This window comes from Bacillus infantis, assembly GCF_020171945.1.
GTDB classification, from domain to species: domain Bacteria; phylum Bacillota; class Bacilli; order Bacillales; family Cytobacillaceae; genus Bacillus_AB; species Bacillus_AB infantis_A.
Window position 1 is genome coordinate 24,679 of record NZ_JAIVAP010000004.1, and the last position, 13,349, is coordinate 38,027.

Annotated in this window: 16 protein-coding genes; 13 read left to right on the forward strand and 3 right to left on the reverse strand. The window is 46.6% G+C overall.

Annotation, left to right across the window (positions count from 1 at the left end):
• The first annotated feature begins 3 nt into the window (after positions 1-3).
• The 3 genes from LCM00_RS09525 (at position 4) to lysA (ending at position 3,570) form a co-directional block, all read left to right on the forward strand.
• Complete coding sequence (locus tag LCM00_RS09525; protein ID WP_224900719.1) at positions 4-579, forward strand: stage V sporulation protein AE; 576 nt, start codon at positions 4-6, stop codon at positions 577-579.
• Positions 566-2,050 carry a spore germination protein gene (locus tag LCM00_RS09530; RefSeq protein WP_224900722.1) on the forward strand — a complete coding sequence of 495 codons (1,485 nt, stop codon included), beginning with the start codon at positions 566-568 and terminating at the stop codon, positions 2,048-2,050. Before LCM00_RS09525 ends, LCM00_RS09530 begins: the two co-directional genes overlap by 14 nt.
• 200 nt (positions 2,051-2,250) lie before the next feature.
• Positions 2,251-3,570 carry a diaminopimelate decarboxylase gene (lysA, locus tag LCM00_RS09535; protein WP_224900725.1) on the forward strand — a complete coding sequence of 440 codons (1,320 nt, stop codon included), beginning with the start codon at positions 2,251-2,253 and terminating at the stop codon, positions 3,568-3,570.
• A 59-nt stretch (positions 3,571-3,629) separates the two neighbouring features.
• Here lysA and LCM00_RS09540 read toward each other — a convergent pair whose 3' ends face one another.
• A complete protein-coding gene (locus LCM00_RS09540) occupies positions 3,630-4,502 on the reverse strand; it encodes a DUF1002 domain-containing protein (protein WP_224900727.1) in 873 nt (290 codons plus the stop codon).
• A 456-nt stretch (positions 4,503-4,958) separates the two neighbouring features.
• Here LCM00_RS09540 and LCM00_RS09545 point away from each other — a divergent pair, with 456 nt between their 5' ends.
• The gene (locus tag LCM00_RS09545; RefSeq protein ID WP_224900729.1) at positions 4,959-5,312 is read left to right on the forward strand and encodes a GNAT family N-acetyltransferase; all 354 of its coding nucleotides are present in this window, start codon (positions 4,959-4,961) and stop codon (positions 5,310-5,312) included.
• Between the two features lie 32 nt (positions 5,313-5,344).
• On the opposite strand, the gene LCM00_RS09550 is transcribed toward LCM00_RS09545, so the two are convergent.
• A complete protein-coding gene (locus LCM00_RS09550; RefSeq protein ID WP_224900732.1) occupies positions 5,345-5,866 on the reverse strand; it encodes a DUF309 domain-containing protein in 522 nt (173 codons plus the stop codon).
• Between the two features lie 129 nt (positions 5,867-5,995).
• Positions 5,996-6,097 carry a YjcZ family sporulation protein gene (locus LCM00_RS09555; RefSeq protein ID WP_224900735.1) on the reverse strand — a complete coding sequence of 34 codons (102 nt, stop codon included), beginning with the start codon at positions 6,095-6,097 and terminating at the stop codon, positions 5,996-5,998.
• Positions 6,098-6,360: 263 nt separating this feature from the next.
• Between LCM00_RS09555 and LCM00_RS09560 the strand changes: the two genes are divergently transcribed.
• The 9 genes from LCM00_RS09560 to LCM00_RS09600 all read left to right on the forward strand — a co-directional run bounded on the left by LCM00_RS09560 (position 6,361) and on the right by LCM00_RS09600 (position 13,273).
• On the forward strand, positions 6,361-7,113 hold the full coding sequence (locus LCM00_RS09560; RefSeq protein WP_129612022.1) for a segregation/condensation protein A: 753 nt from the start codon (positions 6,361-6,363) through the stop codon (positions 7,111-7,113).
• Between the two features lie 3 nt (positions 7,114-7,116).
• The gene (gene scpB, locus LCM00_RS09565) at positions 7,117-7,704 is read left to right on the forward strand and encodes an SMC-Scp complex subunit ScpB (RefSeq protein ID WP_224900738.1); all 588 of its coding nucleotides are present in this window, start codon (positions 7,117-7,119) and stop codon (positions 7,702-7,704) included.
• Positions 7,705-7,838: 134 nt separating this feature from the next.
• Positions 7,839-8,261, forward strand: a complete 423-nt coding sequence (locus tag LCM00_RS09570; protein ID WP_224900741.1) for a hypothetical protein — start codon at positions 7,839-7,841, stop codon at positions 8,259-8,261.
• A gap of 150 nt (positions 8,262-8,411) precedes the next feature.
• The gene (locus LCM00_RS09575; protein ID WP_224900744.1) at positions 8,412-8,900 is read left to right on the forward strand and encodes a YpuI family protein; all 489 of its coding nucleotides are present in this window, start codon (positions 8,412-8,414) and stop codon (positions 8,898-8,900) included.
• 144 nt (positions 8,901-9,044) lie between these two features.
• Entirely contained in the window at positions 9,045-9,935 is an 891-nt protein-coding gene (locus LCM00_RS09580) for a superoxide dismutase (RefSeq protein WP_224900747.1), read from the forward strand.
• A gap of 183 nt (positions 9,936-10,118) precedes the next feature.
• Complete coding sequence (locus LCM00_RS09585; protein WP_224900750.1) at positions 10,119-11,249, forward strand: D-alanyl-D-alanine carboxypeptidase family protein; 1,131 nt, start codon at positions 10,119-10,121, stop codon at positions 11,247-11,249.
• Positions 11,242-11,829: a nucleoside recognition domain-containing protein gene (locus LCM00_RS09590; RefSeq protein WP_129612017.1), complete on the forward strand. Its 588-nt coding sequence runs from the start codon at positions 11,242-11,244 to the stop codon at positions 11,827-11,829. The genes LCM00_RS09585 and LCM00_RS09590 overlap by 8 nt, the downstream gene beginning before the upstream one ends.
• Positions 11,830-11,835: 6 nt before the next feature.
• Positions 11,836-12,366 carry a spore maturation protein gene (locus tag LCM00_RS09595; RefSeq protein WP_129612016.1) on the forward strand — a complete coding sequence of 177 codons (531 nt, stop codon included), beginning with the start codon at positions 11,836-11,838 and terminating at the stop codon, positions 12,364-12,366.
• Between the two features lie 166 nt (positions 12,367-12,532).
• Positions 12,533-13,273, forward strand: a complete 741-nt coding sequence (locus LCM00_RS09600; RefSeq protein ID WP_224900753.1) for a pseudouridine synthase — start codon at positions 12,533-12,535, stop codon at positions 13,271-13,273.
• The last annotated feature ends 76 nt before the right edge of the window (positions 13,274-13,349 follow it).

The following is a 13,349-nucleotide window of genomic DNA, read 5'->3' on the forward strand; positions in this document are numbered from 1 at the left end:
GCAATGGATGAACGGAGGAAGGTCATACTGATTACAGATGGCGATGAGTATGCAAGAAGGACTGCAGAGCATGTAGCGAAGGATATTGGCGGCAGATGCATCTCTATGTCCCACGGGAATCCATCTGTTTTGTCAGGCCCTGATATTGTAAAGATGATTAAAAAAGCCCCCAATGACCCAGTGCTTGTCATGTTTGATGACTCCGGCTATGTCGGCGAGGGGCTTGGTGAAATGGCCCTTAAATATGTGGCAGGGCATGAAGATATTGAAGTGCTGGGTGTAATAGCAGTTGCTTCAAAAACAAGACAGGCGGAATGGACGCATGTGGATGTATGTGTCGACAGATACGGTGAGCTTACTCCGTATGGTGTTGATAAGCTCGGGGTTCCTGAAATGGAAATTGGAAAAATGAACGGGGATACAGTCTACTGCCTTGATGAATTGGATGTCCCCCTGATTGTCGGAATCGGCGATATCGGAAAGATGTCACGAAGAGACCATTATGAAAAAGGCTCTCCCATCACCAAAAAGGCAGTGGAACTCATTCTGGAAAGGAGCGGATTTTATGGCGGAAACTAAAAAGAAAAACAAAACCCCTATTTCAGAATCACCCGGCAGAAACGAAGACTTTATGAAGGAGCGCATTGGGCTTGGCGTCAGCTTTGATCTCGGTGTCAGGAAGCTGCAGATCCTGAAGAAAGAAATTCAGATATATTATGTGAATGGATTATGTGATACGTCTTTTATCACCCAAATCCTTGAAGAGCTCGTAGAAATCAATGATCATGAGAAACTGTCCTCAAACGTTTTCAATATCGTGAAAAACCGCATTGTCAATCAGTCGGTGCAGCCGATTGAAACGATGGATGAGCTGGTCGACCAGGTGCTGTCCGGCCTGATTGTCATACTGACCGAAGGGGAGACAACGGGTCTTGTTGTCGACGTCAGAAGCTATCCCGGCAGAACACCGGAGGAGCCTGATACAGAGAAAGTTGTGCGGGGCTCAAGGGATGGCTATGTAGAAAATATTATTGTTAATACCGCCCTGACCAGAAGGCGGATCAGGGATGAGCGGCTCCGCTTTGAAATCATGCGGATCGGGGAGCGCTCCAAAACCGATATAGCGATTGCTTATATTAAGGACGTCGCCAGTACAGATTTGATTGAAGTGGTCAGGCAGGAGATTCAATCGATTGATATCGACGGACTGACAATGGCAGATAAAACGGTTGAAGAATTTCTTTTAAAGCAAGGCTATAATCCATATCCGCTCGTCCGTTATACAGAAAGGGCCGATGTCGGGGCGACCCATCTGCTGGAAGGGCATGTCCTGATTTTCGTTGATACATCGCCAAGTGTGATCATTACGCCGACAACCTTTTTCCACCATCTGCAGCATGCTGAGGAATACAGGCAGTCGCCGGCAGTCGGCACATTCATCCGCTGGATCCGCTTTGTCGGGCTGATTGCCTCTTTATTCCTGCTGCCATTATGGTTTTTATTCACACTGGAGCCGCAATTGCTTCCGGATGCCATCAAGTTCATCGGCCCGAATGACAAGACAAATATACCTATCGTCATACAAATCTTCCTGGCCGATATTGGAATCGAGTTCCTCAGGATTGCTGCCATCCATACGCCTACACCTCTCTCAACGGCTATGGGATTGATAGCAGCCGTCCTGATCGGTCAGATTGCCATTGATGTCGGCCTGTTTGTGCCTGAGGTCATTCTCTATGTGGCTGTTGCATCCATCGGAACCTTTGCGACCCCAAGCTATGAACTGAGCATAGCCAATAAAATGGCCAGGCTTGCCATCCTGATTGCTGTCGCTCTCTTCCATACACCGGGTTTCATTATAAGCATAACAGTGTTCATCCTCCTGCTGGCGAGCATAAAATCATTGAACACGCCATATTTATGGCCGCTGCTGCCTTTCAGCCCGAAAGCATTTTTACAGATCCTGATCAGAAGGTCTGTCCCGGGCTCGAAAATCAGGCCAAGCATCGTCCATGCGAAAAACCGGTTTAAACAGCCGGCTAAAAATTGAATATTATGCTAATACCAATTGCAGTTTTCCGGGAATTATGGTAAGTTTTTAACTAAATAAAGGACTAAAGAAGCTGAAATAGACAGTTCAGAAACGGGGACTGTCTATTTTATATAGCCAGGAATATTCCGGGGGTGTGAAAAAGCGGCCGCGGCAGTCTATAATAAGAGTAACAGTATAGAGGGAATGAGGGAGTAAGCATGTTTTTTCATGGGACAGCAAGAGTAAATGGACAATCTCATTTGGAAATCGGCGGTATGGATACCGTTGAATTGGTAAAGCAATTCGGGACACCGGTTTATGTATATGATGTGGCACTGATTCGTGAAAGGGCAAGGGGCTTCAGGCAGACATTCGAAGAGCTCGGGGTAAAATCCCAGGTTGCTTATGCGAGCAAAGCATTTTCTTCTATTGCCATGATTCAGCTGGCTGAAGAAGAAGGGCTGTCGCTTGATGTAGTTTCAGGCGGAGAGCTTTATACAGCATTGGCAGCAGAGTTTCCTGTGGAAAGAATTCATTTTCATGGCAATAACAAAAGCAGGGAAGAGTTGGAGATGGCGCTTCACTATGGAGTCGGCTGCATCGTTGTAGACAATTTCGATGAGCTGGAACTGCTTAAATCAGTCTGCAAAAGCAAAAACACGAAAACAAAGATTCTGCTGCGTGTGACACCGGGAATCGAGGCGCACACCCACGATTATATCCTGACAGGGCAGGAGGATTCCAAATTCGGCTTTGATCTGCAAAATGGACAGGCTGAAACAGCGCTCAAGCAGGCAATATCCTCCCCATGGCTCGAAACACTGGGCATCCACTGCCATATCGGATCGCAAATCTTTGAAACGACCGGCTTTATTCTTGCGGCCGAGAAAATATTTGAAAAACTGTCAATCTGGAAAAAAGAGCTTGCCTATGAACCGGCTGTGCTGAATCTGGGCGGGGGCTTTGGCATCCGCTATACAGATGAAGACGCGCCGATTGCGGCTTCAAAATATGTTGAAGAAATCATCAGCGAAGTGAAAAAGCTGGCCGGCAGCTTCAAGATGGAAATGCCTGAAATCTGGATCGAGCCAGGGCGTTCGCTTGTCGGCGATGCAGGGACAACTCTGTATAAGACAGGCTCAAGAAAGGATGTCCCAAATGTCCGCCATTACCTGGCGGTGGATGGAGGCATGAGCGATAATATCCGTCCAGCCCTTTATCAGGCGAAATATGAAGCTGTGCTTGCCAACCGGCCCCTGGAGAAAGCGGAAGAAACGGTCTCCATTGCCGGCAAATGCTGTGAGTCAGGCGATATGCTGATATGGGATCTGCCTTTGCCGAAAGCCGAGCGGGAGGATCTTCTGGCTGTATTCTGTACAGGAGCCTACGGATATTCTATGGCCAACAACTATAACCGCATCCCGCGGCCGCCGGTTGTATTCGTGGAAAATGGAGAGGCGCGCCTTGTCGTCAAGCGGGAAAGCTTCGAAGACTTAATCCGGCTTGATCTGCCTCTTCAGGAAAAAATCAAGAACTAAGAAAAAAAGCAGCCGAATGGCTGCTTTTTTGAGGCAGTGCTTTAAGGATCTCCATTTTTTTATGAGAAGAAAGCTTTAATAGCGTCAATGGCACTTGAGAAAAAGCGTTTCAGGCTGTCCAGGAAGCCCTGGCCTTCTTCACTTTCGAGATACTTTGTGATCTTGTCCTTTGCTTTATCAAGCTGATCTCCGACCTGGTTCCAGTCAATGTTCAAGTCTTTCAGTTTGTTGAACAGGTCAATCAGGCTTTGCATTTCTTTATCTGTCAGGGTGATGCCAAGGTCCTTTGCCGCATTTTCGATGATGCTCTGGAGCTCTTCATCACTGGCAGGTTTATTTTTGCTGATTTCTTCTTTGATTTTTGCTATCAGTGCCGCAGCATTTTCATTCCCGACCGAATCGCCAAGCTTGGCCGTTTCGACCATCTCTTCATTGGCTGCCTGTTTGACTTCCTCAGGTATTGTCTCATCTGCTGAGATTTCATATGCCTTTATAATACCGGTCAGGGCAGCGGTCCCGGAAACAGGCGAAGGAGCGGTAATATAGATTTCAGCATCTTTTACACCGGCTGTGATCAAGGCATTGATATACATTTCGTCTGTTACCCAGTTGATATTCTTCGTCTCTACTTCAAGTCCTGAGCCGGCTTTGGCGATTGTTACCGCTGAAGAAGAAATGGCTCTTGTGCCAATGAGCGCCTTGCTGATATAGCTGCCCAGATATTGATGTTCCTCTTCATTTGACACAGTGATGGTCATGACATCCTTTGGCGCTTCCATCTCGGCAAGCAGGGCGTTTTTCTGTTCTTCGGAAAGGTTTTCGCCAAGGGTGACGATCATATCTCCTTCGGCCATGTCTGCTGAAGCTCCCGCTGGCAGAATCAGCATCAGAGCAAGGGCAAGCAGCATTATATGTTTGCATCTTTTAAGCATAATGTTCCTCCTAATCTTGTATACGCAAGGCAAGACCCTATATTAATAGACGTACATAATGATATAAAAGTTTCGGGAAAAATTCATCCCCCCGCATCCAATAGTCCCTATTTTCCCAGCGGGATAGATAAAAAAACGCATTTAGTGTAGAATAAAAAAGGAGTTTGGCGATTGGAGGCAAGTGTATACGATGAAGAAGAATAACTGGCTGCTTTTCTCTTTTTTCCTGGCCATCGGGCTGATTTGGGGATTCATCTACTGGCTGGTCATTGTGCCTGGGTCCTGATTCGATCTATATGATTGCTGCCTGGATTAAATTTTTGTATCATAGTAATATTAGTGGAACCTGCAACAAAAATGCTTTCTTACATATCATATACTAGCCGCCATATAGTTTAGACAATGGCTAATTGGGAAAAGATAGTTTGGAAATGTTTTATTTAATGAGGGATAATTATGCTAATTCGATATAAAAAGACATTCGAAAAGATTGCCATGGGCTTATTATCATTTATGCCAAATGAAAAGGATCTGAAGAGGCTGCAGCAGACGATGAAGCAGTATGAGTCGGATGACGGCTGGCAGCTGTTCCTATGGAAGCAGGATGATATAACAGGGCTGATCGGGGTTTCTTTCTTGGACGGCCCTGCAATGGAAATACAGCATATTTCCGTAAGTCCTTCACATCGCCAGCAGGGCATCGGAAAAGCAATGGTCAAGGCTTTGAGGGATCTGTATCCTGACAGGAAGCTCGTCAGCAACGAAAATACAGAACCGTTTGTAGACAAGTGCACGGACGATGAATGCTGAAAAGGCAGAGAACCCAGGTTCTCTGCCTTTTATTATTCGGTATCATTGCGGGCGTCCAATGCAGCTTTCCGCTCCAGGATGACATCCGTCCGGTCTCTCATCGAATGCCGGTGAATGAGCATCAGGTCTGAAAGATCACTTGGGCTCCCCCAGATAAGTCCAAGGGATTCTGCCTTGCTGATGCATAGACGGGCAAGCTCCGGATCAGCCAGGGGGATGGAAGGGCTTGAATAAGGTTCCCCTTTGGCAATGCCCTCCAATCTGCCGCTTATCTGCATCGTGAATTCCTCTCCGCTGATCCCAAGCTCCTTTAGCTGCAGGGGGACCTTGTCCAAAATAGACCGGGCTTTCCGCAGTGTCCGTTCTGCACCCTTAAAGTTGCCCCGGCGATGATGATAGGCGGAAACAGCGAACAAAATGAGGCCTACCCAGACAGAGTCCTTATTCCGCGGGTCTGCTTCTTTCCAGTATTCTTCAAGCACTTCATGGCATTCGAAATAATCGCGGTCTGCATGGAAATGGACAAGATATTTTAAATATTCTTCAGGATACATGTTGACCTCCACTTTGCCCTGGTGACTGACATTTTGCCCCTATTTTATCATATTCCGGCTTGCAACGGTGCGGGGGACAAATGAATCAAGAAGAAAGCCCGGCTTATGCCGGGCCTTCAGTCTATAGTCTTAGAAGCACCAGGATGCTCCCACGATGATCAGCAGAATGAACAATACCACTATCAGGGCGAAGCCGCCTCCGTAACCGTAACCTGCAACTGCTTCTGACATATAACCGATACCTCCTATATAGTCTGCGTTTTTTCTTTACAAATGCATCTTATGCAGGAATGGGCCATAATGTCTGGGCGCATGGAAAAAAGCTCGAATGGAAGGGATTTCGTTCCCCGGCTTTCTGGAAGTTTGTCTGTATTTTTCTATTGGATAACAGAATGGAATCCTCTATACTAGTAATAGCCATTTACAGGCGGGAACCTGCCTGTGTTCGGCGCAGCATCAGGCAAAAATTCAAAATTAGAAATTATGGTGGAAATATGCAGTATAATGTGAAGATTGACGCGTTTGAAGGGCCTCTTGACCTGCTTCTTCATTTAATCAATCGCCTTGAAATAGATATATACGATATACCAGTAGCAGAGATTACTGAACAGTACCTTATTTATATACATACAATGAAAGAGCTCGAGCTTGACGTTGCGAGTGAATTTCTTGTCATGGCGGCTACCCTGCTTGCCATTAAGAGCAAAATGCTTCTTCCAAAGCATGAGGAAGAGCAGCTGGATGATGGGTTTGATATGGAGGAAGGGGAAGAAGATCCCCGTGACGAGCTTGTTGAAAGACTTGTAGAATATAAGAAGTATAAAGAAGCTGCAGCAGAGCTCAAAACCAAGGAGCAGGAGCGCGGACTGATGTTTACAAAACCGCCAAGCGATTTATCGGATTATGCTAAAGACGTGCAGCCTGAAAAGTCAGATCTGAATGTGTCTCTGTACGATGTGCTGGGGGCATTCCAGAAGCTGATGCGGAGAAAGAAGCTCCAAAAGCCTGTCACCGCAAAGGTGGCAAGGCAGGAAATACCCATTGAGAAAAGGATGGATGAAATCCTTGTTCAGCTTCAGCGGTCAAGGGTGAAGACAAGCTTTTACGATTTGTTTCCTTCCGACGAAAAAGAACATCTTGTCGTCAGCTTCCTCGCTGTGCTGGAATTGATGAAGAGAAAACAAATCGAGCTGAATCAGGAACATAATTTTGCAGAGATTTTTGTATCTGCAAGGGAGGATCAATAAGTTTTGGAAATCGTAAATTGGAAAGGGATAACAGAAAGCCTGCTTTTTGCAGCCGGAGATGAAGGGTTATCCTTGAAGCAGATCGCCGAGGTGCTGGAGATGGATGAAAGCCAGGCGGAAACCATTTTGCAGGAGCTTATCCAGTCCTGCGAGGATGATCACACGAGGGGCATTACAGTGGCCCAGTTTGCCGGCACCTACCAGCTGGTCACGAAGAAGGAGAACTCAGATTATCTTAAGAAATTGGTGGAGACCCCAGGGACAGGCTCCCTGTCACAGGCTGCTCTGGAAACCCTTGCCATCATCGCCTACAAACAGCCGATCACAAGGATGGAAATAGAAGAAATCAGGGGTGTGAAAACAGAGAGGCCGCTCCATACGCTGGCTGCCAAGGCTTTGATAAAAGAAGCAGGAAGGGCAGAGGGGGCAGGCAGGGCCTATTTATATGCCACCACAAAGGAATTTCTTGATTATTTCGGTTTGAAGAGTATAGACGAGCTTCCTCCATTGACAGAAAATGACGAGGATGAATATGCCCGGGATGAGGCAGATTTATTTTTCGAAAAGTTTCAGGAAACCTTAGATAATTGATTTTTCTGACACATTCAGGCAGCCCATATGATAAAATATAGCTAGATTGTCCGAAGCTCACTTTTAGCATCCTGCTTTATATCATTTAGCTGTGCCTGCTCCCGCAGCAGTGCATAAGCCGGGGAGTGTCTGGATTGTTTATAAAGCATTGCAGAGGGTATGAATTGGAGAAAGAAATGCCGAACACTTCTGAGGATTTCTTTAACAGGAGCGAGGTGGTGTATATGGAGGAAGGGCAGGAAAAGTCCCTCCATATACTGTATGTACGCTATTTTGAAGAATCCATGGAAAGCTTCACACCATTTGGCTCGGACCCGGTGTTCAAGGCAGGCGGCAGGGAAGTGGCTTTCAGGGATTTAGTGGCGCTTGCATGTCTGCTGAAAAAAACGGGATTCCGGGACAGAAAAAGAGTATACATAAATAACAAGGCTGAATTTGAGTCCTATTTTGACAAGCTGGATTTCGGCAGATTAAGGGAGGTTTTCCATGGCGTAGAAGAGGAGAAAGGTTTTAAGATCGCTTCGCCTCTTGATTTCTTCAATCATCAGCAAGCTTAATGAAGCAGCCTGATGAAGCCTGGCCTGGATTCAAAATAAGGAAGTCCTATACATTGAGAGGCTGTCTGGAGCTGTCTGAAATGGCATGCAGGGCAAGCCGCGTAGCAAGAAAAAGCATGGCATCAGCCTGCAATCTGAAGGGGTGTAACTATGGCGAACACAATCGTTAAATCGCAGACAGAAGAAGTGAAAAAATTCCTGGGAAATACTGTTTCAGAATTGGAAGCCTATCTAAATGAAACAACACTTTCCGGCCTCTTAAAGGAAAAGGACGGGGACCGGAATTATTATAAAATGGTTTTGGGGAATCTGAGAAAACTGCTTGTTTTCTGTGAGGAAGGACTTGATGCCTGCAGTGTACTGCTGAAAAATGAGCCTTTCCCGAAGCCTGCGGCAGAAAAGACGCTTTACCGCATCTACCATCAGTGCATTGACGAATTTTTCTCTCCGAAAAATGATGCATGGTTCGAAAACAGCCGCTCTGCTTATACCGGGAAAAATTCCATTAAGTTTCAGGGAGAGGTCCCTGAAAGCATGAAGGGGATCTTTGACAGCCTGGAAAGTGAGTTCCAAAGGATCCGGGAAGAGCTTGAATACTATGAAACAGATTACCGGACGAAAATGATCCAATCCAAATAAAACAAAGGCTGCCGGCGAGGCGGCTTTTTTTTATACACCAAGGCCGCTGGGAGTGGACATGTACAAATTTCGTTTGGGATAAGCAAATATTTTAACATCGTACATATCAATGGAAAAGGAGGAAGATAGATAGGAGGGAAAGGATTGAGCAAGTTTCACGATTATATCAAGGATGTATTCAATTGGAATGAGGAAATGAAGAGATTTTTGGAATCGGAGGATGTGGAGAAAGACGCAGAACTATGGGTAAAGCTGGATAAATTCTCGGGAGTGATTGAGAAGCTTGACGGGCAGCTTGATGTAGAGGAGCTGAATGCACTCCAGTCCCGTGTGGATGAACTTCATAACGATGTTGAACAGTATTTTGCCAGAAGGCAGCCTGTCGGCAATATTTTTATCAATGAACCTTTTATTCCCGCAGGCGGCCATTCCCTTCCGCCGCTGCCATATGGCTATGACAGCCTTGAACCGTATATTTCAGGGGAAATCATGAGGCTGCATCACACCAAGCACCATCAGTCATATGTTGATGGACTGAACCGGGCAGAGGAAATGCTCGAAAAAGCACGGCAAGAAGGCGATTTTAAACTTGTCAAGCATTGGTCAAGAGAGCTGGCATTTCATGGCTCAGGCCATTATCTCCATACTATTTTCTGGAATAATATGAGCCCATCTGGAGGAGGGAAGCCATCTGGTGCCCTGCTGGGAGAGATAGAAAAGTATTTTGGAAGCTTTGAGCAGTTCAAGAAGCATTTTTCTGAAGCAGCCAAACAGGTGGAAGGTGTCGGCTGGGCAATCCTTGTCTGGTCACCGCGGTCAAGGCATCTTGAAATCCTTCAATCGGAAAGGCATATGCTGCTCACCCAGTGGGATACGATCCCAATTCTTGCCCTTGATGTCTGGGAGCATGCCTACTATCTGCAGTACAAAAATAACCGTGCCGATTATGTTAATAACTGGTGGAATATTGTGAACTGGAAAGACGCAGAGGAACGGTTCCAAAAAGCAAGCCAGCTGAAATGGAAGCCCTTTTAGGAGTTTGGGGATGGCAGGAGGCCATTCCTTTTTTTATTGGGTAAGGCAGAGGTGCCATTGTGCAGCTTAGAAGGGGATGCCCGGTGCTTTTCATTTTTAGTCATAACCTGTCCCAACTCGCATAAACTTGTACAAACATATTAGGAGACGGGGTTTTGGAGAATGAACAGATTGTTTAGATGGATGCTATTACCCTGCATAGCAGCTGTCCTGGCAGCGAATCTGCCTGTAAAGGCACAAGCTGCCTATTCGGCCAGCTCAGGCAGCGCCATACTGATGGAGCAAAGCACCGGGAGGATCCTGTATGAGAAGGATGCTTATACGAAGAAAAGGATTGCAAGCATAACGAAGATTATGACCGCCATCCTGGCCATTGAATCCGGGAAGCTGGATACAAAGGCGAAGGTGAGTGAAAGGGCTGTACGGGCAGAAGGATCATCCATTTATCTGCAGCCGGGAGAAAAAATTCTATTGGAGGACCTGGTTTACGGGCTTATGCTCAGGTCCGGTAATGACTCGGCGGTGGCAATTGCCGAATATGTCGGGGGAAGCCTTGAAGGGTTTGTATACTTAATGAACCAAAAGGCTGAAGAAATCGGCATGATGAATACACATTTTGCCAATCCGCACGGGCTGGATGACCATGAGGATCATTATTCTACCGCTTATGACATGGCCGTCCTGACCAGGTATGCGATGAACAATGAAACATATAGGAAAATAGCAGGGACAAAGATGCATCGGGCGCCGAATCCGAATGAAAGCTGGGACAGGGTATGGAAAAATAAGAACCGCCTCCTCACTGAAATGTATGAATATTGCACCGGGGGAAAAACGGGATATACAAAACGTGCCAAAAGGACGCTGGTCACCACAGCCTCAAAAGATGGTCTGGACCTGATTGCAGTCACGCTGAATGGCCCGGATGACTGGAACGACCATATCGGCATGTATGAGAGCGGGTTCAAGGAATATTCGCTCAAAAAAGTTGTTGAACAAGGGGAAGTCCGGGAGCTGGAGGATACTGCCTATGAAAAGAAAGCCTACTTGAAGACAGACTACAGCTTTCCTGCATCTGAAGGTGAAAAAGACTTATTCCGCGTCGAATACAAGATGCTGAAGCCTTCGGACAGCTGGAAGGAAGACAAGGATTTCCCCGATGTGGTCGGAAGGGCCATTATTTACTTTGAAAACAAGCAAGTGAAAAGTTTGCCGATTTACTTTGAAAAAGAGCCCAGGAAAGAAGAAAAATCTTTTTTTGATTTCTTTAAGAACATCTTCATGACGATTGCTGGAGTGAAAACTGATGGTTAATATCATTTGGGTTGCCATGACCGTGATCGGGATTGTTTTTGCCATTTTCAACGGCACAATGGCCGAAGTAAATGAAGCGGTCTTCAGCGGGGCGAAAGAAGCGGTCACCCTTTGCATCGGGCTCATCAGCATCCTTGTATTCTGGCTGGGTATGATGAAGATTGCCGAAGATGCAGGGCTTCTGAAGAAATTGGCTTTTCTTTTCAGGCCGGTCGTGACAAGGCTGTTTCCTGACGTGCCAAAGGATCATCCTGCAATGGGCTATATTTTATCAAACATGATGGCAAATATGTTTGGGCTGGGCAATGCGGCCACACCCCTTGGAATAAAGGCAATGGAGCAGCTGAAAGCTCTGAATGGAGGGAAAACCGAGGCGAGCAGGTCGATGATTACCTTCCTGGCCATCAATACCTCAAGCCTGACACTCATTCCGACAACGGTGATTGCCATCAGGATGAACTATCACTCTGCCTCCCCAACTGAAATTGTCGGGCCGACCTTGATTGCCACCTTTTGCTCAACACTCGGGGCAATCTTGATCGACAGGTACTTTTATTACAGACGAACCCGTAAAGGATGAGCATGCATGGAAATTGTCTCTTTAATCTCATTATGGTTTATCCCGGTGCTGATTGGTTTTATCCTGTTGTACGGTACTTATAAAAAAGTCCCTACATATGAGAGCTTTGTGGATGGCGGCAAGGAAGGAATCAAGATCGCTGTTTCCATCATCCCTTTTTTAGTCGGGATGCTGGTGGCCATTACTGTCTTCAGGGCTTCAGGAGCGCTTGAATTCATGATGGGTTTTATCAGGCCGGCAATGGAAGCGATCGGAGTCCCGCCTGAAATCGCCCCGCTCGCCATCATCAGGCCGATATCAGGCACTGCGGCACTTGGCATGACAAGTGACCTGATTGCTGCCCATGGGCCGGATTCTTTTATCGGAAGGCTCGCCTCGACGCTCCAGGGAAGCACAGATACGACCTTTTATGTGCTGACAGTCTACTTCGGGGCTGTAGGCATTAAGAAAATGGGGGATGCTCTGAAGGTGGGCCTCCTGGCAGACCTTGTCGGCTTTATTGCAGCGATAGCAGTTGTCATGCTTGTATTTGGTTAAGAAAGGGAAGGGCGCCGGAAAAGGCGCCCTTTTTGTGGTTCCAGTGAAGCCTCATTCTGTTTTCAGTATACTTTTAATATCGGCTGCTTTGAAAATGGGCTGGTTTGTGTCATAATTCATAAGATGGACAAAAAAATGCCATAAGTATTTTATTGAGGTGACATAAATGGAAAGGCTTCAAAAAGTGATTGCCCATGCTGGGATTGCATCGAGACGTAAAGCGGAACAGCTGATTGCAGAGGGCCATGTTAGAGTGAATGGGAAAGTTGTAAAAGAACTTGGACTGAAAGTTTCTTCTTCAGACAGGGTGGAAGTGGACGGGATCCCGGTTGAAAGGGAAGAGCCTGTGTATATCCTGCTGTATAAGCCCAGAGGGGTTATTTCAAGTGTGACGGATGAAAAGGGAAGGAAGGTCGTAACTGATCTCCTCCCTCAGATCAAGGAGAGGGTCTACCCTGTCGGCAGGCTTGATTTTGACACATCGGGACTCCTGCTGATGACCAATGACGGAGAATTTGCCAATCTGCTCATGCATCCGAAAAACGAAGTCGAAAAAGTATATGTGGCGAAGATAAAAGGAATACCACCCAGGGAAAAACTGAAAAGCCTTGAAAGGGGTGTCCGCCTGGAGGACGGCAAGACAGCTCCGGCAAGAGTCAAGGTGCTTTCAATCGACAAACAAAAGAACACAGCCATCGTTGAACTGGTCATCCATGAAGGAAGGAACCGTCAGGTCAGAAGGATGCTTGAGGCCATCGGGCACCCGGTCATGAAGCTCAAAAGGGAGCGCTACGGCTTTCTTACACTGCAGGGATTGAGCGCAGGTGATGCGAGAGAGCTGACAGCCCATGAGGTAAAACAGCTCAGGACTCTTGCGAGCAGCCCCGGCAAAAAGAAAAATTCATAGAAGTTTCACAGTTGTAAGGCTTTGTTAACATCGCCGGGATATTGAATAAGGTATAATGATAGACAGTTGCCCGGGC